A 20,644-nucleotide genomic window follows, 5' to 3' on the forward strand; every position below is an offset into this window, starting at 1 on the left:
ATTTCATTTCTAATCTTCTTCAGGAAACTTAAAATATTTTTTTATAATCTCTAATCTTTTCTCACCTAAACCATTTATTTCAAGAAGTTCCTCAGGCTTTTTAATCTTCCCCTTTTTATCCCTGAAATCTAAAATTTTTGCTGCAAGACGAGGTCCTATAGAAGGAAGATTTACAAGATCTTCAATTTCAGCAAGATTAAAATCAATTCTCTCAACTTTTGAATTTTCATTCTTATTTTTGTTTTGATAAAAAAATCTTTTACCTACATCACCCAAAAGAATAATAAAAATCAAAAAATAAATTACCTTTTTCTCAGAGTCTGAAGGATATAGGTAATAATAAAAAAAATCCTTTAATTTTTTTAACTTATCCACCTTTCAACCACTTTACAACATCCCTCGCATGATAGGTCAAAATTATATCAGCCCCAGCCCTTTTGATTGAAGTCAAAATTTCAAGAACAACATCCCTTTCATTTATATAACCTTTCATTGAAGCAGCCTTCACCATAGCATATTCACCTGAAACATTATAGGCTGCAATTGGTCTATTAAATCTTTCTCTAATAGTTTTTATAACATCAAGATAGGCTAAGGCAGGTTTAACCATTAAAATATCTGCACCTTCTTCATAATCAAGCTCTGCTTCAAGTATTGCCTCTCTCAAATTTGCAGGATCCATCTGATAGGTCTTTCTATTACCAAACTGGGGAGCTGATTCAGCAGCCTCCCTGAAAGGTCCATAGAAACTTGATGCATACTTCACAGCATAGGAAAGAATAGGAGTATCTTTAAAACCACTCTCATCAAGAGCCTTTCTAATTGCCTTTACCATACCATCCATCATACCTGAAGGTGCTACAATATCAGCACCTGCAACAACCTGTGAAACTGCTATTTTTCCGAGATATTCGAGAGTCGTATCATTATCAACATCACCATTTTTAATGATTCCACAATGACCATGCGAAGTGTATTCACACATACAAAGATCAGTAATCAATATAATATCCTTTTCAAATTTTCTTATCTCCCTTAATGCCCTTTGAATTATACCATCATCAGAATATGAATCACTTCCCATTTCATCCTTTTTTTCTGGAATTCCGAACAGAATAACTGCCTTTATACCTTCTTCTTTTATTTTTTGAATTTCCTCACATAGAACATCAATTGAATATCTGTATTGACCTGGCATGGAAGATATTTCTTCTTTTTTCCCCTCCCCTTTAATTACAAAAAGTGGATAAACAAGATCATCTGGAGTTAAAACCGTTTCCCTTACAAGGTCCCTTAAAAATTCTTTTTTTCTCAATCTTCTCATTCTTATAAAAGGAAATTCCTTCATAATTTTAACTCCTTTTTAAAATTTCTTTTAAAAGATATTTACCTAAAAATTTTTGAGGAGCAAAATTCACTTTAAAACCTTTTTTTTCAATATGACTCTTTGTTACTCTTCCTATTGCCAAAATTTCTTTATTTTCTAAAAATTTTTTATTTTTAAAAATCTGAATAAATGTATCAAAAAGTTTAGGACTTGTGAAAATAAAATGTGTAGCCATATCTAAATACATTTCAAAAATTTTTAATCTTTCTATTTTTTCCTTTACCATATCATAAATTTTAACCTCTTCAACATAATTTTTGTTATTTAAAAGAAAATTTTTTAAATCCTCTCTACCCTCGGTTTTCAACATTAAAATTCTTCTATATTTTTCTTCTTTTAAAATTTCCATTATACCTTCCTGGGAAAATTCCTTAGGTAAAATTGCATCTAAACCAACTTCCTCCAAATTCTTTTTTGTTTCAGGTCCAATTGCTATTATTTTCTTATCAATCAAAAGTTCCCTTAACAAAAAAACATCTTTTATATTTTCTCTTAAAGCATCTATTCCCCTTTTGGAAGTAAAAATCACATAATCCCATTTATCCTTTAAAATTTCCTTTAAATTTTTAACTTTTATAACTTTAAATTTTAAAACAGGAAAGGGAAAGGATTTCAAACCTGATTTTTCAAGCTCATTAGCAAAATAAAGAGCTTCAGGCATTGGCCTTACAACACAGAATATATTTTTCCCGAAATTCTTATCCCTTACATAATAACTTAATTTTAATAAATTATTAAAATTAAATTTACTTAAGATATTTTTCAAACCCTTCAAACCATCAAGAATAAAAAGTGAATTCTTTTTATTTAAATTTACTTGAATTTTTTCCCATTTGGAAAAGGGTGAAGCCCATAATATAAAAGGTGGTTTTTTTTCCTCATAATAAATATTCTTATAGTTCTTTAAAAATTGCCATATTTCAGGAAAAAGAGTAAAGGTATTTGTATTCAAAACTAAAAGGGTGCTATGAGAAGATTTTTTCATAAACCTTTTTAACAAGTTCTTCCTTTGTTTTCCCCTTTTCTTTAATTTTTATAAATTCTTTACCCTTTTTATATTTAAGAATTAAATTGATTTCTCCATTATCAATAAAGGCATAGGCTCCAAAAGGGACTGAACACCCTATGGAAAGTTTTGAAAGAATTTCCCTTTCTGTTTCTACTTCAATAAAAGTTTTCTCATCATTTATTTCTTTTAAAACATCTCTGTAAATAAAATCTTTTTTAGACTCAATACATATCGCCCCCTGCCCAGGTGAAGGAGGAAATTCCTCAATATCAAGTCTTACATAAGGAACATTAAGATTTAATCTTTTTATAGCTACTTCAGATATAATTATTGCATCATATTCACCCCTTTCCCATTTTTTTATTCTTGTATCAATGTTTCCCCTTAAATCCTTGATAATTAAATCAGCTCTTTTTTCAAGTAAAAATTCCCTTCTCCTTATACTACTTGTTCCAACAACTGCTCCTTCCTTCAACTCATATATTGAACTCACATTGGAAATAATAACATCAAAGGGACTTTCCCTTTTTAAATAACAGGAGATCTCCAAACCTTCTTCTAATCGAGTTGGGACATCCTTTGCACTGTGAACACCAATATCAATCTCTCCTTCTAAAATTTTTCTTTCAATTTCCTTAACAAAAATACCTACTCCGCTTATTTTAAAAAGGGGTTTATCCCTTTCTCTGTCTCCTTTTGTTGTAACAGGAACAAATTCTGTTTTAAATCCCTTTTTATTTAAAATTTCCAAAACTTTTTTTGCCTGAGTAAAACTGAGCTTTGACCCTCTTGCACCAACCCTTATTACTTTATCCAACTTTCTATTATCTCCTCAATATCCTTTCCACTTCTTAAAGACTTTAATATAGGGTATAAAAGGAATTTTTTAATTTTTGTCTTATCCTCAATATTACTTATTCTCTTATCAACATAATTAAATAATTTCAAAATCTTTTCCTCCCTTATTAACCACTTTTCAAATTTTTCACTTTCCCTTTTTGCTCTGAACCTTATATAGGAAAGCATCTCCTCCTTTTCCTTAACTCTCTCTTCTATTATCTTTTTAAATTCATCTATCTGATGGAATTCAATACCTTTTATATTTTTAATTTCAGGGTCAACATTCCTCGGAAAGCCAAGATCTATTATAAGTTTTGGTCTTTCTTTACTTTTTTCTAAAAAGTCTCTATCAAGTAAATATCCATCGCTTTCTGTTGCAAATATAACAGCATCGTAATGTTTTACATAAAAAGGAAGAGTTTCCTTTGAATATAAAATTGTATCAATATTCGCATGTTCCTTTAAAAATTGTGCTCTCTCTTTACTTTTGGTAGCAACATGAAAGGGGATTCCTTCTTTTCTCAAATACATTGCAATTCCTGCTCCCATTTCACCTGTTCCAACAATTAAAATCTTTAAATCCTTTTCTTCTCCATTTAAGTCTTTTAAATACAAGGAAACAATTCTTGGTATTGAAAGGGAACCTTTTTGAATTTCCGATTCCTCCCTTATCTTTTTTGAAACAAAAATTGCTCTTTCAAAAGCCTTACCAAGGAACTTTTTTACCCATCCTTTTTTCTTTGCCTCTTCAAAAGCCCTTTTAACCTGTCCCTGAACCTCAGGTTCACCAATTGCAGGGGAATCTGCCCCACTTGCAACAATAACAATATGCTCAAAAATATCCTTTGGTGAATCAAGTATTTCCGCGTAATTTTTAAATTCAGAGGGCAAAAATTCCTTCAGTAATTTTACCTTTTTGGATTTATCTATCCTTAAATAAAGTTCTACCCGGTAACAAGTAGCGAGTAATAATTTTTCAAAAATATAATCATTTATTTCATTGAGTTTATTTTCAAAAAATTTAAAAACTTCTTCTCTTACTTCACTGGGTGCTTTCTTGTGGGTAAATAAAATGGCAATTATCATTTTATATAGAAATTTTAAAATAAAAAGAGTTAAAATTCAAAAGAATGAAAATTTTTATTGATAATAAACAATTTGAAGTTAACCCTCAAAAAACTGTCTTACAGATTTTAAAGGAAAATGGATTTGATATTCCTTATTATTGCTTTCACCCTAACTTAAGAATTACTGCTTCCTGCAGAGTCTGTATGGTAGAAGTTGAATTAAAGGGCAAAAGATTTCTTGTAACAAGCTGCTCCACCTATCCACAGGAGGAAATGAAAATCTTTCCCTATTCCGAAAAATCAAAAGAAGCAAGGGCTAATATCTTAGAATTTATGCTTATACACCACCCAATAGATTGTCCCTTATGCGAAAAAGGAGGAAAATGCGATTTACAGGATTTTACCTATAAATTTGGAAGAAGTTTTCCTTTTTCAAATTATAAAAAGATACTGCCCCCCAAACAGAAATTAAATAGACTTTTGAGATTCTATGAAACAAGATGCATATTATGTTACAGATGCTCAAACTTCTGGAGAGAAGAAGTTTATTCAGATGAGTGGCTATCCTTTAAAAGGGGAAAGGAAAGTTTCGTAGGACCCTTTGAAATGGAACTTAAAGACGATGTTCCTTTCTTAGGATACTTAACCCATATATGTCCTGTTGGTGCTATTCTTGATGATAAAGACTATAGGTTCGGACCAAGACCATGGGACCTTAATGAAATAGAAAGTTCCTGCTTTCTTTGTTCAACTGGGTGTGAACTTAAATTCTGGGTTAAAAATCCAAGAAGAGAAAAAGTATTAAAATCAGGAATAAAAAAGAAACCCGATAAAATATATAAGGTTATTGCAAAGGATGATTTTGAAAATCCGACAATATTCTGTGACAGAATATTTTATGGTAAGGATTTTATTTCAAATGAAAAAAGAATTTTTAAAGGACTCACCTTAGAGGAATTTAAAGATAAATTAAATGAATCATTAAAAAAATTTAGTCCTGATGAAATCTGCTTTTTTATTTCCCCAAGGGAAACAAATTCTGTTTTAAGAAGAATTAAAAGTTTCATATTAAAAAATAAAATAAAGAATATAGTAATTTTGCCTACCGAGATCCATAGGGGTGCAGAAAAAATTCTTTCTGAGGTAAATTATTCAGATTTTGAAAATTCCTTTACACTTATTTATTACTCCCTTTTAGATTACTCACATCCTGTTATAGGATTTGAACTCTTCAGAATAATGAAAGAGGGAGAAAGAAGAAAAAAAGTAAAATTTTTCTATTTTGGAAATAGAGAAAGAAAAAATAACTATTTTATAATTTTATCAGGTTTTGAGGATAGATTTTTCAAAAATGCAGATCTTTCATTAAAAATGGAACTTAAGAAATCCTATGAATTTCTTTTAGATCTTTTAACACTCTTTTACAAGGAAAAAGGGGAAATCCCTGAAATTAAAGATTTTAAGGTTTTAAACAAATTCTTTTTTGAAGAGGAAATTAAAAAAAGAAAACTATTCTTTGAAGAATCTAAGGAAATTTTTGAAAAAATAAAGAAATATGAGAATTTTATTTTGGTTTTTAATGATATGTTACCACCTAAAATTCAGGTTCTCTTTTATTTATTATCAAAATTTTATGAAAAATCTAAAATTTTAAATTTAAGGAGCTCATTTAATACAGAAGGATTTTTAAGGATTTTTAATGGAATAGAGTTTAAAAGTTTAAAGGAAATAAAGGAAAAAATAGAAAAAAAGGAAATTAAGTGTCTCATTTTTTATAGAATTGAACCCTTTTATGAAATTAAAGATGAAGAATTTTTAAACTCATTAAAGGAACTAAAAGTTTTTTATATAAATTCATTAAAACCAAAAGAAGACAATAATTTTTATTCCCTTTTCATTCAAACACCCTTTGAATACGGTGGAGAATTTATCAATAATTTAGGAGAAAAAAGAAAAATAGCAAAGATTTTTGATTCACTTTTTGATGCTTATGACCCTTCAGATTTATTTGATGAGGAAGAAATCGAACTTGAAATTCCTTTTCAAAACAAATTAGACCTTACTTATTTTCTTAAAAATGACATAGAAGAAATTGAGTTTTTAGTTGAAAAACCAAACTTATGGGATATAAATCTTCTATTTTCAGAGAATATTAATAGGGATTTTGAAATTGAAAATTTAAAACCAATTGTGAAATTAAAGAGGCTATTTTATAAATAGAATTAATTTTTAAAATGTTTTTTGGTGGAATTGATTTATCTAAAGGTGATAAAAATACTTCTTTGTGTTTTATTGAAGATTCAAAAAAAATAAAAATTGTTTTTTTAAAAGATAAAATATCAGAAAAAGAAATTATAGAGGAGGTTAAAAAATATAAGCCCCTTTACATTGCAATAGATGCACCTTTTACATGGAGAAAAATTAAAGATAGAAAAGAGGATAAAATTTTAAGAAGATACTTCATTGAAAGAAAAATTAAAGTTCCTGGAGTATTACCCTTTTATGTTAAAAGTATGTATGAAGTATCTAAAAAGGGGAAAAGAATTTATTTAAAATTGAGGAAAATAACAGAAGTTTTAGAAACCCATCCCACTGCATCTTTAAGAGCAATTGGATTTAAAGAAAATTATAAAAAAAATAAAAAAGAACTAAAAAAAATTTTAAATAAATTGAAAGAAAAAATAGATAACATAAGTTTAATAAAAAATCACAACCATCTTGATTCCTTTTTCTGTGCTTTATTTTCCCTTTATTATTACAAAAAAGAAAAAATATTTTTAGCAAGAAAAAAAGTTCCTTATGGAATCATAAGAGAACTCTGAATTATTCTGCTTCTTCTCCTGGTTTTAAAACAATAACTTCAATATTAAGTGCTGGATCAAGATTCTTTTTTAATTCTTCAGGGCTACCTGTTAAAACAGGGAAAGTCCCATAGTGCATTGGAATTACATATTTCGGTTTTAAAAGTTTACAGGCATAACTTGCATCAAAAGGATCCATAGTATAGTGAGAACCTATTGGTAAAAGGGCAAGATGGGGTTTATAAAGTTCTCCAATAATCTGCATACCTGCAAAAACACCAGTATCACCAGCATGATAAACTGTAAAACCATTTTCAAACTTTATAACAAAACCTGATGCCAAGCCCCCAGGAATAAGTTTATCGCCTTCCTGAATTGTTGAGGAGTGTGTTGCCTCTGTTTGAATAATCTCAATTTCTCCATCTTTAATATGACCACCTATATTCATACCAATTGCATTTTTAATACCCTTTGAGGATAGATACACTGATATCTCATGAATGGCATAGACCTTAGCACCTGTTTTTTTAGCAATTTCTATTGTATCTCCAAGGTGGTCACCGTGAGCATGTGTTAAAAGTATAAAATCCACTTTATCATAATCCTTGGAAGGAGAAGATGGATTAGAAAGCCATGGGTCAATGAAAATCACCCTTTTATTGGGTGATATTAATTTAAAAGCAGCATGTCCGTAATACTTTATTTTTACACCATTAAATCTTTTCATAGTTTTATTATAAAACAAAATCTTAAAAGTTAAAAATCTTTTTAGTCCATTTTTTTATATCGTAATTTTCCCTAACAAACTTAAAAGCATTTTTTACAATATTTTCACATAAAGATTTGTTTTCAATTAATTCTATGACTTTCAAGGCAAAATCCTTTTCATCTTCTGCAATCAAAAGATGCTTTCTATTTAAAACTTTCATACCTTCTGCACCTATTTTTGTAGTTACAACAGGAGCCCCATAACTCATTGCTTCAAGTATTTTAACTTTTATTCCTGTTCCAAATCTTAAGGGAGAAACAAAAACTTTTGCTCTTTTATAAAAAACTTCAACATCAGGAACTCTTCCTATGACTTTTACATTTTTTTCCTTTTTCCATTTTTCTTCTAAATCTTTATTTATATTTGAGCCTATAATATAAAACCATACTTCAGGATGAACTTCTCTTACATAGGGAAATATTTTTTTTAAAAAATAATTAACAGCATCAGGATTTGGGGCATAATCCATTTTACCGACAAAGAGAATATAGTTTTCTTTTTCCTCTATTTTTAAATCCTCATCAATTTTTACAAGTGGTGGTAAGATATTTACATTTTTTATTCCAATAGAATTTAGATACATTTTATCCTTTTCAGAGTTAGTTAGAACCAAATCGTAACTTTTTGTCCATTTTTTTTCATACTTTTGCATCATTTTTATCTCATAGGACAAAATTAATTTTTTTACAAAATTATTTTTTAAAATTTTCTTTATTAAAATTGGTAAATCTTCAAGGGCTTCACCAAAGGGATTTTCTATATCTTTTATTAAACTTTTCATTTTTATGTATTTAAGGGACTGAGGGTCATCCATATTTAAAATAAGTTTTTTGTTTTTAAAATTTATATAGGGGAAAATATGAGCAATCCTTATATAATCAACAAATATTATATCAGGATTAACCTCTTTAACAAAATTTTTTATTCTTTTAAAACTTTTTGGATTTATATAAAAAACAATTTCAAAAGGATTTTTTAAAAAAGAGAAAAAAAGATTTTTAAAAAAAACAAATTTTGATAAAGGAGAGGAAAATTCTACTCTTTCAAAATAATTATCAGGAATTTCAAATTTAGGAAAGGAAAAAAGGTAAATTTTATTATTTTTCTCCTTTAATTCCTTTAAAAGTAAAAAAATTTTTTTTCTTAATCCTGAAAGAGGTGGGAAAAAAACCTGAGAGGTTATAAAAAGGATTTTCATTTAAAAAATTTTATTATTTAAATTTTAGAAAATTCCAAGTTTTTTTAAATTTTAAAAAAATTGTTTTATAATAAGATATGCTAAATGCACTGAAATTCAGAATAAACCAGATACTTTTTTTATCAAATTTTCTTTTATTTCTTCTTTTTTATTTTTTTTATATTTATCTTTTATCAGAAACACAAGTTAAAATCATTTATGTTATAAAACTTTTAATTTTTTTAATTTTTGTATTGATCCTTTTAATTGGAAATTTTTTTAAAAATTTAATTCTTTTACTTCCTTTATCACTTCTTTTTAAAGTTTCCTTTAACATAAATTATGCTATATTTCCCCAAATTTTGAAAAAGGGACTTCCAGTTATAGTTATACCATTTAAACTATTTAACATTTTTGTTTTAATATTTCTTTTTATTTTAATCCTATACCTTTTAAGTGGTGGAAGATTAAAAGAAAAAGTTCCTTTGTTTAATCTTTTACTTTTACTTTCCTTAATATTTTTCTTATCAAGTATCTGGTCAATAAAAAAAGATTACGCCGTAGTTTATTCAACACTTTTTTTTATAAACATTTTTTATTATTTTATAGGTTACTTTTATATAAAAACAGAAAGGGACTTAAAAATTTTACTTTTGATATTTTTACTCTTTATTTCCTTTAATATCTTCATATCAATATTTCAATACTTTTTACCAGGTTTTCCCTTACTTAAATTCTGGAGAATAGAGGGTGGTTTATATTACTGGTCTCAAAGGTCAAGCGGAGTTTTTTATCACAGTAACTCTTCTGCTGCCTTTATGGTTATTTCATCTATCTTAACTTTAAGTTTTATACTTTATAGTGAAAATAAACTTGTAAGGAGATTTTTAATTTTTATTTTGTTTTTAACAATCTTCACAACTTTTTTAACCTTGTCCCGTGCTGGATACTTATCTCTATTTTTCTCTTTTTTTGTCTATTTCTTTTTCTATTTATTAAAAACAAAAAAAATAAAGAATTTATTTTTATTTTTAGTTTTATCCTTTTTATTAACTTTATCTTTTATTCTAATAATTAAAATTTTATCACCTTCAATTTACCTCAGGTTTCAATCAATTTTCTGGGGTAAAAGGGATATAAGTATATGGACAAGAACTTTATTCTGGGAAACATGTATAAAAATATTCCTTGAAAAACCCCTAACAGGTATCGGGATAGGACAGTTTGCCTTTCTTAATGTATCCCAAATACATTTACATGCTCACAATGTTTTTTTAAATCTTTTAGCTGAAACCGGGCTACCTGGGTTTATTTTATTTTTGATTATAATTTTTAAAATCTTTAAGTTCCTTTTTAACCTCTTTTTAAAAACAGAAAAAAAGGAAATATATTTAATAACCGGACTAATTACAGGATGGATTACAATAATTTTCCAGTTAACTTTTGATTATTTCTGGTTTAATGCTATAACAGATATGGAGATAAAATTTTTCTTTATTTTTTTGCTTTTAACCTTTTTAATTCCCAAAATCTATCTTAAAAGAACTTCTCTATAAGTTGAAAGAATTTTCTCTCCCAATTTAATATAATCATATTTCATTAATTCTTCTTTTTGATTCTGGATTAATTTTTCTCTCAATTCTGTGTTATAGAAAATTTCAATCATGTTTTTTTCAAGTTCCTCAATATTTTGTGGATCCACAAAAAGTGCTCCTTTTCCTGCAACTTCTGGTAAAGAGGATACATTTGATGTTATAACAGGGACGAGAAACTTATAAGCTTCAAGAATAGGTAATCCAAACCCTTCATATAAAGATGGATAAAGGAGTGCTATAGCATTTTTGTAAAAGGCTGGTAATTCGTAGCCTTTTATATTACTAAGCCACACTACCTTATCTTTATTTTCTTCTATTTTTTTTATTAAGTCTTCTTTTTCCCAACCCTTTTGACCTATTATTAAAAGATTTAAATCTTTAACTTTTTCACTAACTTTTAAAAAGGCTTTCAAAACATTTCTCAAATTTTTTCTTGGCTCAAGGGTTCCTATAAAAAGAAAATAAGGTTTTTTTACACCATATTTTTCAATGATACTATCATCTATCTCCACTTTTTCCGAAATAAGAAGCGATGAAAAGGAAGGAATAACTTTTATCTTATCCCCTTTTATTCTCCATAAAATCTTTAAAACCCTTTTTGTATTTTCCGAAACACTTATAATAAAACTTGCCATCCTTACACCCATTCTGAAAATGTATCTCCAGTAAAAGGTATTGTGAAAACCTAAATTTCTTTTAAATTTTAAAAAGGCAAGATCATGCACGGTAACAATATACGGAATTTTTAAATATAAGGGAAAAGCAAAAGTAGGAAAGTGCAAAAGTTTTATTTTATACTTTTTAAGATAAAAGGGTAAAAGAAAAATTTCTGTATACTGGGAAATTTTTTCAGGAATTTCTATTTCCACAAATTTAAAATTTTTATTTTCAACATTATCAAAATATTCTCTCAATTTTTTATTAATGAACACAAAGATTTCTTCCTTTTGAACTACTTTTTCAAGAATTTTTATAAGACTATAAAAATACTCCCAGAAGCCACCTCTTCTTGATTTTCCATGTATTGAAAGACCATTTATTCCAATTCTCATTTTGATTTATAATTATAATTGATAAATGTCTTATCAAAAAATATTATTTATTTCCTGGACACCTGATACAAAAGGCTCTCAAAGAACAAAAATTTTATCCTCTTATTTAAATTCCGATATATTCAGATTTCCGCTTTTTACAAGAAATATTCTTCTATCACCTATTAAGTTCCCCATTCAAATTATAATAACTCTTATCTATCTTTTTAAAAAAAAACCTGAAATTTTATTAGTTGAATTTACACAACCCTTTATAGGCCTTACCTCAATATTATATAAGAAAATTTTTAAAAAGATAACTATTATTGATTTCCATTCAGGACCTCTCGTTTCAAAACAATGGAAAAACCTTCAATCTTTAACGTACTTTGTTTTAAAAAGGTCTGACTTAATTATAATTCATGAAAAAACTATAATAAAAAAACTAAAATTTTTAAAAGATAAAAAATTTATAATTATTCATGATCCACCTTTAAATTTTAAAGATATTCCAGTTTTTTATAAGGAAAAGGAATACCTTGTTTTTCCTTCTTCTGGTGGAGAGGATGAACCCTTAGAGGAACTAATTGAAAGTGCCAAATTTTTTCATGAACTTGATTTTTATATAACTGGAAAACACAAAAAGAAATTTTTAAATGTACCCCAAAATGTAAAATTCACAGGTCTTTTATCTTTTAAGGAATTTTACTCACTTTTAAAAGGTTCTAAAGGAATAATAGCTTTAACAAAATGGGAGAATACCCTTTTATCAGCAGGTTTTGAAGCTTTAAACCTTGAAAAACCTTTAATTGTTAGTAATAAAAGAGCTCTTAGAGAATTTTTTAAAGAAAATGTTATTTATGTAAACAATAATCCAGATTCCATTAAAAAGGGAATTGAAAAACTTTTGGAAAATTATGATTATTACACTCAAAAAATAAAAAATTTTAAAAAAGATTACATAAAAAGATTTGAAGGAGAAATTGAAAATCTAAAAAAAATTTTATCCTCTTTTAATAAAACTTCTTAATTTATTTATCAAAAAAATCTCCTCCTTTTCAGGTTTTAAAACAAAAAAGAGTAAAAGATAGAAAAGATAAGGTAAAAAAAAGTTTAAAATAACTTTTAAAAGAATATTAAAATTTACTTTGCTAATAAAAAAGGTATTTAAAAATAAAATAATTAATAAGGTAAATATACCCTGAAGAAAAGGTTTAAAAACCCTTTTACTGAGTCCCCAGAATTTTAAAAATTTTTTTACACCAAAAAGCCCCATTGTTCTTAAAATAACGAGAGATAAAGATGTGGATAAAGAAGCACCAAGAATTCCAAATTTTGGTATAAATAAAAGTCCAAGAATTACATTTATAAAAAGACCTAAAAAATTAATAAATGCCCATTCTTTCTGATAACCACTCATTGTTAAAGTCATTGCCACTTCACCTATTAAATTCTGTATCATAAGACCTGTCAAAAGAATGATCATTGGAATAAATCCTGAAATAAACTCTTTACCAAAAATAATATATAAAAATTCTTTTCCTGAAAATAAAAAGAATATGTAAAGAGGTATTGAAAAATATAAAGTCCATCTTATTATTATTTCATAAATATTTTTTAAGGATTTAAGATCTTTTTTATAAGATAACTGTGAAACAAGGGGTGAAAATACCTCATTTATTGAAAGTAAAAATAAGTTAGCCATTTCTGCGGTCCTTGCAATTCCATTATAGATACCGATTTCCTCAGCTTTCCTGAAAAAACCAAGCAAAACCATATCAGTCCAGGCAAAAAGGAAATATAAAATTGATATTATGGTAACTGGAAGGGAAAAAGTTACAACTTCTTTATAATTAAAATTTTCTTTTGAATCAGTGTCTTTGCCTTTTAACTCTTTTACAAAGAAAAAAATTATTAAAAGAAGTCCTAAAAGGGAAGATAGGGTCCAGGGAAGTATTGCTGTTATGATTTTTTTGCCCAAAAAATAAAAAAGTAAAAATAAAAATAAAAACTGAAAGATTGGTCTTAAAATATCCTCTGATAAAACATAATATTCCATTTTATTAAAACCCTTTGAACTATAAGCCATAACAAGTAATGATGTATAAAAGGGGACAAGAAAGCTGAAGTAAATTAAAGCTTCTCTAAGTTCTGGCTTTTTATAAATTTGAGAAAAAAAGGAAGAAGTAAGAAAAGTAAAAATTCCCCATAAAAGTCCTGAAAAAAAGGATAAAAAAAATAAAAAAAGACTCAATTTTTTAATTAAACCGTATTTTTCATCTTCTTTTAAAACTGCTATATACCTTATTCCACCTCTATCAAGACCAAGTTGAGAAAATCTTAATACAATATTAATAAGGGTATAAGAAAGGGTATAGATTCCATATATAAATGTTCCCAGAAGTCTAACTATAAGAATCTGGTAAAGGTAACCTGTAAACCTTTTCATTATCATTCCGATAAAATTTAAAAGAGAGCCGGAGAAAAGATTTTCTATATATTTTTCAAGATGTTTTTCAAGAGTTTTTTCCTCATTCATTTTAAAAGAATTAAAATAATATAAAGTTAAAATTAAAGTCAAAAGGGGTATTGAAAAACAATTTTTTAAATCTTAAAATTTATCTTTGAATATGAAAATTTTTGTAATTGGAATTGACGGAGGTTCCTTTGACATAATTGAAAAATATGTAAAAAAGGGTAAATTAAAAAATTTTGAGAAATTTTTTTTAAAAGGCTTTATAGGTGAGATAGAATCAACCTATCCATCTATTTCTGCCTGTGCATGGACAAGTTTTTTAACTTCAAAAAATCCAGGAGCCCATGGTGTTTTTGACTTCAGAAATTGGAATATAAATCTCTATGAAATGAGGGAAGCAGAAATAATACACTCAGGATTTTTTAAAGGGATTACTTTTCTTGACTATTTTAATGAAAAGGGGTTAAATGTTGGGGCAATTACAGTTCCCATAACCTATCCACCTTGGGAAATTAAAGATTTTCTGGTTTCAGGATTTCCAACACCTGATACAAAGGAGGTTTTTGCTTATCCTTCTGAATTAAAAAAGGAAATTGAAGCTCTTACAGAAAATACCTCAATTTTTAAGGGTGGTTCGGAAAAAAGGGTTTTTGATGAACTTATAAGACTTCTTGAAATTAGAAAAAAAGCAGGGATTTATCTTTATAAAAAATATAAACCCTTTTTCTTTATAATCGTTTTAGGCTCACCTGATAGAGCCCAGCATAATTTTTATAAATACATAGAAGAGGAAGATAACTACATAGAAAAAGTCTACATAAAAACCGATGAAGTGATAGGGGAATTCTTAAAAATTTTAGATCAAGATACACTTGTTTTTATTATGTCAGATCACGGTGCAAGAAAAAGACCTTTAAAAAAATTCAATCTGAATTTCTTTTTAAAAGAAACAGGATTTTTAAAAGAAAAGAAAACCGGAAGTTTATACGAACCCTTTAAAGAAATTTACAGAAAATTAAAAAGAAAATTTCCTTACCAGGAAATTGTTTTTAAAAAATTACCTTTAAATTTAAGGAAAATTTTAACAAAAATTGACACTTTTTCTGAAACTTCTCTTTTTAACATTGATTTCAACAAAACAAAGGCATATAGATTCCCCCTTTATCCTCCTGTTGACGGAATTGTAATAAATCTTAAAGAAAGGCAGCCAAAAGGAATTGTAAAGAAAGAAGATTATGAAAAAGTAAGAATCACTATAAAGGAAAAATTAGAGGAATTTAGCATTAATGGAATAAAGCCCGTTCAGAAAGTTTTCTTAAGAGAAGAACTTTATAAGGGTAAATATTCTGAAAAACTTCCAGACCTTATTGTTCTATACTCAGATGATTTTGAAGGCGGTTCTTCTTTAAATGAATATATAAGTGAAATAGATAAAAAGGATTACGAAAAATTGAACGGTATTCACTCAACAAAGGGAATATTTTTTGGAATGGGAAAAATTTTAAAAGAAAAATACAAGATAAAAGGAAAATATACTCTTTTAGACCTTGCTCCTACATTTTTATTTCTTTCAGGACTTCCAATACCAGAAGAATTTGAAGGGAAAGTAATAGAGGAGATTGTAAAGGAAGAATACCTATCAAAAATGGAGTTTAAAAGGGAAAAATGGGGAAAGGAATTAATTTTTGAAGAACACATATTTATAGATAAAGAGAAAAAAGAAATAGAAGAAAAATTAAAAGGATGGGGTTATATGTGAAAAATAGATTTCTTTTAAGAGCTCCTCAATCTCTTTGATAAAACTTTTGCAATTTCAAGAATAAGCTTTGCTGCTGCCTTTGGTCTTTCTTCAATTAAATCAAGGAAAGCCCTATGGGAAAAAAGTAAAAGCTCTGAATCCTCAACTGCCCTGCATGTAGCACTTCTTGTGCTTTCCTCAATAAGAGCCATTTCCCCCAAAAAATCACCTGGACCAAAACTTGCAAGTATAACTTCTTCACCCTCATTATTTCTCTTAAAAACCTCCACTTTACCGCTTTTAACAAGATACAAAACTCTTCCCGTATCACCTTCAAAGAAAATAGTTCTACCCTTTTTATATTCTCTGGAATTTATATAAGGGGCTATTTCTCTTAAAATATCATCGGTTAAATTTTTAAAAAGTTTATTCTTCTTTAAACTTTTAACTATTTCTTCAATATCCATATTGTAATACCGAGAAATAATAAAAAAAGAGAGATAATCTGAGCAACTGTTAAAAATGGTATAAAGGAAGGTGTTGTGAGTCTGAAAAATTCGACAAAAAACCTTTCAAGACTTGCAAGAATTAAATACAAAGAAAAAACTTTTCCCTCTTTTAATTTTTTTCTTAAAGAAAAAATTAAAATAAAAACTATTAACATAATAAAAACTTCGTAAAGCTGAGTAGGATGAACTTTAATAAGCTGATCTGGGGGACCTTCAATTTTTAAAAAAGGAAAATATTCCCTCATTGCTCCAATATATGTTGGAGGAGCACCCTTTGGAAAAGCCATTGCCCAGGGCAAATTAGAAGGTTTTCCATAATCATCTCCTACAAGAAAACAACCGATTCTCCCTATTGCATAACCAATTGCAAGGGAAGGGGATATTGCATCCCCTACTTTTAAAATAGGATGTTTAATTAAAATCAAATATAACCAAATCAAAAAAAAAGCTAAAAGAAATCCACCGTAAAAGGTAAATCCTCCTCTTTCTAAAAGATATTTAAAAGGATTTGATATAAAATCTTTAAAAGGAATATTTTCAAAAATGAATAAAAGCTTTGAACCTAAAATTGCACCAATTAAGGCAAGAATAAAAATATTATTAAAAACTTTTATATTTAGATTTAACCTTTTCCATTCCCTTTCAGCAAGATAAGTTCCGGTAAAAAATGCAAGGGCAACCATTACACCGTAAGAAGAAATTACAAATCCTCCGATTCTTAAAAAATCAGGACACATATAGATAAATTCTTTCCAGAGCTTTTTTTACAAATTCTCTGAAAATTGGGTGAACTTTTAAGGGTCTTGATTTAAACTCAGGATGAAATTGAACACCAATAAAAAAGGGATGATCCTTTAATTCCATTATCTCAGCAAGGTATCCATCTGGTGATTCTCCACTTATTATCATACCGTTTTCTTCGAAAATTTTCCTGTATTTAGGATTAAATTCGTATCTATGTCTGTGTCTTTCATAAATCAAATCAGTATTATAAATTCTGTAAGCAAGAGTATCCCTTTTAATCTTACATGGATAAGCACCCTTTCTAAGTGTTCCACCAAAATACTTAATATCTTTCTTTTCAGGTAAAATTGTTATTATAGGGTGATTTGTTTGGGGGTTGAATTCTGTACTGTTTGCATCTTTTAATCCAAGAACATTCCTTGCAAATTCTATTGCAGCCACTTGCATTCCAAGACATATACCAAAAAAGGGAATTTTATTTTCCCTTGCATATTTACATGCTTTAATTTTACCCTCTATTCCCCTTTCTCCAAAACCTCCTGGAACAAGAATACCATTCACACCACTTAAAAAATCCTGAGCCTTGCCTTTTTCCAAATCACTTGCTTCTACCCATCTTATATTCACCTTTACCCTATGAAAAGAACCGGAATGAGTAAGTGCTTCTATAATGCTTTTATAAGCATCCTTTAAATGTGTATATTTACCACATATCGCTATTTCAACTTCATTTTCAGGATTTAAAATCCCATCAAGAAATTTTTCCCATTCCTTTAAATCAGGCTCAGAATCAGGAATTTTAAAATGTTTTAAAATCTTCTCATCAAGCTTCTGTTTTCTAAAATTTATGGGAACCTCGTAAACTGTTTTTACATCTATTGCCTCAATGACATTCTCAGGGGGAAGGTTTGAAAATAAAGCGATTTTTGCCCTTGAACTTTCATTAAGTGGTCTATCAACCCTTGCTATAACAAAATCTGGCTGAATTCCTATTTCTCTCAATTTCATCACAGAATGCTGTGTTGGTTTTGTTTTTAATTCACCTGCACTTTCTATAAAGGGAACAAGGGTGAGATGAATAAAAATTGTATTTTCAAATCCCTCTTCAAGCCTTATCTGTCTTATTGACTCAAGAAAAGGGAGACTTTCTATATCACCTACAGTTCCACCAACTTCAACTATTACAATTTCAGCACCATACTTTTCTCCAACATCCCTTATTCTTCTTTTTATCTCATCAGTAATATGGGGAATTATCTGAACTGTAGCACCAAGGTAATCACCTCTTCTTTCCTTTTCAATAACAGTTCCGTAAACCTGTCCTGTTGTTACATTATTCATCTGACCCATATTTTGGTCCAAAAATCTTTCATAGTGCCCAAGATCAAGATCAGTTTCAGCTCCATCTTCAGTAACATAAACTTCTCCATGCTGATAAGGATTCATTGTCCCAGGGTCAACATTTATGTATGGATCAAGTTTTAAAGCAGTAACTTTAAAACCCCTTGATTTCAATAAAAAGGCAATTGAAGAGGTCGCAACGCCTTTTCCAAGGGAAGAAACCACTCCACCTGTTACAAAAATAAATTTCCTTTTTCCCATTATTTTTTATTATAAATCTTTATTTTAAAAATTATCAAAAACTAATTTCCAATATATCTTGAGATAATAGTTTTTACTTTTTTCTCTTCCAGGGGTTCTTCTGAACTTATAAAGAGTTTCCCTTCTTTAAAAAACTTGAGTTCAAGACCCTTTGGATTAATCCTTATGAAGTATATGTTTTCAGAAAAGTTTTCGAGTCCCTTCCACTTTTCTTTAATTTTTTCAAAATCAAAATTTTCTAATTTTATAAATACATTTTTTTCAGAACAGAAAGTTATTATCTTTTCTTCTTTTCTATCCATAAACTCAAAAATTCCTTTTATACATAAGGGACAGTCTTTTCTTTTTTTAATTTCAAATTCCCTTAAAGAGTATCCTTCTGAGTAATCAATATAAATTATTTTATTAACAAAAGACTTATTCACTGTAAGGTATTTAATAGCAATATCAGATTCAATTCCTGCAACTATTTTGCTAACAGAGGGATTTATTCCATGTGTTTCACAAGTTTCAAGCCTACCTCTTTCTGGAATTTTATTAAATAAACATCTGTAACAGGCAGCTTCCCAGGGCTTAAAAAAAGAAACCTCTCCCCTCTCAGCCACACAGGCTCCATGAATCCAGGGAATTTTATATTTAAAAGAAATTTCATTTATCAAAAACCTTGTTTCAAGATTATCAACAGCATCAATTAAAAGGTCAATTCCAGAAAAATTAAAATTTTTAACAAATTGAGGAGAAAAATTTTCAAAAAAAATAAAAGCATTTATATCTTTATCAATAGATTTTATTCTCTCAAAAGCTGCAATAACCTTTGGTTTTGAAACTTGTGCATCATCTCTTGTATAAAAGGGACTTGTTAATAAATCTGAAAATTCAACATAATCCCTGTCCATAAGCACTATATTTTTAACACCAGCTCTTACAAGTAAATCAAGGATATTTGAACCAAGGGCACCAAGACCAATGAGAAAAATTTTTTTATTTTTTAAGTTTTCTATTTTTTTCCCAAAGTAAAGGGGGAAAATTCTCTTTAATCTCTCCTCTATCATTTAAATATGACAACTGGAATCTGTGCCCAGGTCTCATTTCCCTTCATAACAACTATTAAATAAACTCCTGACCTTTGAATTTTACCAGATTCATCCCTTCCATCCCATATAATTATAACCTTTTTACCGGATTTTAAAACATCAATATCTCTTATTTTTTTACCTGTTAAACTGTAAACTGATGCAAAGATATTATTTAACTCTCTTTCTCCTTCAAGAACTATTTCAAGATTTTCTTTTTCAGGATTAAAAAACTTTTTCAATTCTTTTAAAGTTAATTCTTCCTCTTCCTCTCCCTTGAAAATTACTCTTGTTATTGCTTTAATATTAACACCCTTATCCCATTTTCCATCAAAATCCTTGTCAGGGGAAAAAGAAAAAACAGGGAAAATATTTTCTTTTTTTTCAGGAATTGAATAAAATTTTTCTTTGATTTCTAAACCTATCCAGAAATAAACATATTGGCTTTTATCATAAATTTTAATGGGTAATTTAAAATTAATCATAAAATTATTTTCAAGAGTATCAAGTTTATATATTATCCTTTTATCAGTGATATAACTTTTATTTTCTTTTATATCAAACATTAAAAAATTATTAAGTTTAACAGGAAATTTATTAACTTCCCTTAATTCAGGGAAAAAGTATTCACCCTCTTCTCCATTTCCCGTGGCTAAATAAACTCTATCAAATTCTTTTACTTTTATTTTTATATAAAAATTTATTGAATCCCAGCTTGCATATATTTCATAAAAATTTGAATAATATAAAGGTTCCTCCTCGGAAAGAAAAATTAATAGGAGAACAAATATTTTCATAAAGTCTATTATAGAGTATATAATATTTA

Annotated in this window: 19 protein-coding genes; 5 read left to right on the top strand and 14 right to left on the bottom strand. The window is 27.9% G+C overall.

Going from position 1 to position 20,644, the window contains the following annotated elements:
* Positions 1 to 9: 9 nt before the first annotated feature.
* The 5 genes from ABIN73_01100 to ABIN73_01120 are packed head-to-tail and all read right to left on the bottom strand — an operon-like array spanning position 10 to position 4,322.
* Positions 10 to 375 carry a helix-hairpin-helix domain-containing protein gene (locus ABIN73_01100; protein ID MEO0268324.1) on the bottom strand — a complete coding sequence of 122 codons (366 nt, stop codon included), beginning with the start codon at positions 373 to 375 and terminating at the stop codon, positions 10 to 12.
* On the bottom strand, positions 368 to 1,348 hold the full coding sequence (gene hemB / locus ABIN73_01105; GenBank protein MEO0268325.1) for a porphobilinogen synthase: 981 nt from the start codon (positions 1,346 to 1,348) through the stop codon (positions 368 to 370). Before hemB ends, ABIN73_01100 begins: the two co-directional genes overlap by 8 nt.
* Before the next feature lie 4 nt (positions 1,349 to 1,352).
* Complete coding sequence (locus ABIN73_01110; GenBank protein ID MEO0268326.1) at positions 1,353 to 2,372, bottom strand: uroporphyrinogen-III synthase; 1,020 nt, start codon at positions 2,370 to 2,372, stop codon at positions 1,353 to 1,355.
* On the bottom strand, positions 2,353 to 3,213 hold the full coding sequence (gene hemC, locus ABIN73_01115) for a hydroxymethylbilane synthase (protein ID MEO0268327.1): 861 nt from the start codon (positions 3,211 to 3,213) through the stop codon (positions 2,353 to 2,355). Before hemC ends, ABIN73_01110 begins: the two co-directional genes overlap by 20 nt.
* Entirely contained in the window at positions 3,201 to 4,322 is a 1,122-nt protein-coding gene (locus ABIN73_01120; GenBank protein ID MEO0268328.1) for a hypothetical protein, read from the bottom strand. The genes hemC and ABIN73_01120 overlap by 13 nt, the downstream gene beginning before the upstream one ends.
* A gap of 44 nt (positions 4,323 to 4,366) precedes the next feature.
* Between ABIN73_01120 and ABIN73_01125 the strand changes: the two genes are divergently transcribed.
* Positions 4,367 to 6,523 carry a 2Fe-2S iron-sulfur cluster-binding protein gene (locus ABIN73_01125; GenBank protein ID MEO0268329.1) on the top strand — a complete coding sequence of 719 codons (2,157 nt, stop codon included), beginning with the start codon at positions 4,367 to 4,369 and terminating at the stop codon, positions 6,521 to 6,523.
* A 14-nt stretch (positions 6,524 to 6,537) separates the two neighbouring features.
* Positions 6,538 to 7,125, top strand: a complete 588-nt coding sequence (locus ABIN73_01130) for a DUF429 domain-containing protein (protein ID MEO0268330.1) — start codon at positions 6,538 to 6,540, stop codon at positions 7,123 to 7,125.
* A gap of 1 nt (position 7,126) precedes the next feature.
* On the opposite strand, the gene ABIN73_01135 is transcribed toward ABIN73_01130, so the two are convergent.
* Positions 7,127 to 7,831 carry a metal-dependent hydrolase gene (locus tag ABIN73_01135; GenBank protein ID MEO0268331.1) on the bottom strand — a complete coding sequence of 235 codons (705 nt, stop codon included), beginning with the start codon at positions 7,829 to 7,831 and terminating at the stop codon, positions 7,127 to 7,129.
* Positions 7,832 to 7,853: 22 nt separating this feature from the next.
* Positions 7,854 to 9,071 (bottom strand): glycosyltransferase family 4 protein, encoded by a 1,218-nt coding sequence (locus tag ABIN73_01140; GenBank protein ID MEO0268332.1) that lies wholly within the window; start codon positions 9,069 to 9,071, stop codon positions 7,854 to 7,856.
* 77 nt (positions 9,072 to 9,148) lie between these two features.
* Here ABIN73_01140 and ABIN73_01145 point away from each other — a divergent pair, with 77 nt between their 5' ends.
* On the top strand, positions 9,149 to 10,606 hold the full coding sequence (locus ABIN73_01145) for an O-antigen ligase family protein (protein ID MEO0268333.1): 1,458 nt from the start codon (positions 9,149 to 9,151) through the stop codon (positions 10,604 to 10,606).
* Here the strand turns inward: ABIN73_01145 and ABIN73_01150 are convergent.
* Complete coding sequence (locus ABIN73_01150; protein ID MEO0268334.1) at positions 10,582 to 11,697, bottom strand: glycosyltransferase family 1 protein; 1,116 nt, start codon at positions 11,695 to 11,697, stop codon at positions 10,582 to 10,584. The two genes, ABIN73_01145 and ABIN73_01150, sit on opposite strands and share 25 nt — an antisense overlap.
* 25 nt (positions 11,698 to 11,722) lie before the next feature.
* Here ABIN73_01150 and ABIN73_01155 point away from each other — a divergent pair, with 25 nt between their 5' ends.
* Positions 11,723 to 12,706 (top strand): glycosyltransferase, encoded by a 984-nt coding sequence (locus ABIN73_01155; GenBank protein ID MEO0268335.1) that lies wholly within the window; start codon positions 11,723 to 11,725, stop codon positions 12,704 to 12,706.
* Here the strand turns inward: ABIN73_01155 and ABIN73_01160 are convergent.
* Positions 12,680 to 14,215, bottom strand: a complete 1,536-nt coding sequence (locus ABIN73_01160) for a flippase (GenBank protein MEO0268336.1) — start codon at positions 14,213 to 14,215, stop codon at positions 12,680 to 12,682. The two genes, ABIN73_01155 and ABIN73_01160, sit on opposite strands and share 27 nt — an antisense overlap.
* A gap of 91 nt (positions 14,216 to 14,306) precedes the next feature.
* On the opposite strand from ABIN73_01160, the gene ABIN73_01165 reads away from it, so the two are divergent.
* On the top strand, positions 14,307 to 15,911 hold the full coding sequence (locus ABIN73_01165) for an alkaline phosphatase family protein (protein ID MEO0268337.1): 1,605 nt from the start codon (positions 14,307 to 14,309) through the stop codon (positions 15,909 to 15,911).
* 14 nt (positions 15,912 to 15,925) lie between these two features.
* On the opposite strand, the gene ABIN73_01170 is transcribed toward ABIN73_01165, so the two are convergent.
* From ABIN73_01170 to ABIN73_01190, 5 genes are read right to left on the bottom strand one after another with little or no spacing between them, the layout of a single operon-like run.
* Positions 15,926 to 16,357: a cyclic nucleotide-binding domain-containing protein gene (locus ABIN73_01170; GenBank protein MEO0268338.1), complete on the bottom strand. Its 432-nt coding sequence runs from the start codon at positions 16,355 to 16,357 to the stop codon at positions 15,926 to 15,928.
* On the bottom strand, positions 16,339 to 17,136 hold the full coding sequence (lgt, locus tag ABIN73_01175) for a prolipoprotein diacylglyceryl transferase (protein ID MEO0268339.1): 798 nt from the start codon (positions 17,134 to 17,136) through the stop codon (positions 16,339 to 16,341). Before lgt ends, ABIN73_01170 begins: the two co-directional genes overlap by 19 nt.
* Complete coding sequence (locus tag ABIN73_01180) at positions 17,126 to 18,745, bottom strand: CTP synthase (GenBank protein MEO0268340.1); 1,620 nt, start codon at positions 18,743 to 18,745, stop codon at positions 17,126 to 17,128. Before ABIN73_01180 ends, lgt begins: the two co-directional genes overlap by 11 nt.
* Positions 18,746 to 18,786: 41 nt before the next feature.
* A complete protein-coding gene (locus ABIN73_01185; GenBank protein ID MEO0268341.1) occupies positions 18,787 to 19,797 on the bottom strand; it encodes a ThiF family adenylyltransferase in 1,011 nt (336 codons plus the stop codon).
* Positions 19,794 to 20,615, bottom strand: a complete 822-nt coding sequence (locus tag ABIN73_01190) for a hypothetical protein (GenBank protein MEO0268342.1) — start codon at positions 20,613 to 20,615, stop codon at positions 19,794 to 19,796. Before ABIN73_01190 ends, ABIN73_01185 begins: the two co-directional genes overlap by 4 nt.
* Positions 20,616 to 20,644: the final 29 nt, after the last annotated feature.

The sequence above is a fragment of the candidate division WOR-3 bacterium genome, from assembly GCA_039804025.1.
Taxonomy (GTDB): Bacteria; Hydrothermota; Hydrothermia; order Hydrothermales; family JAJRUZ01; genus JBCNVI01.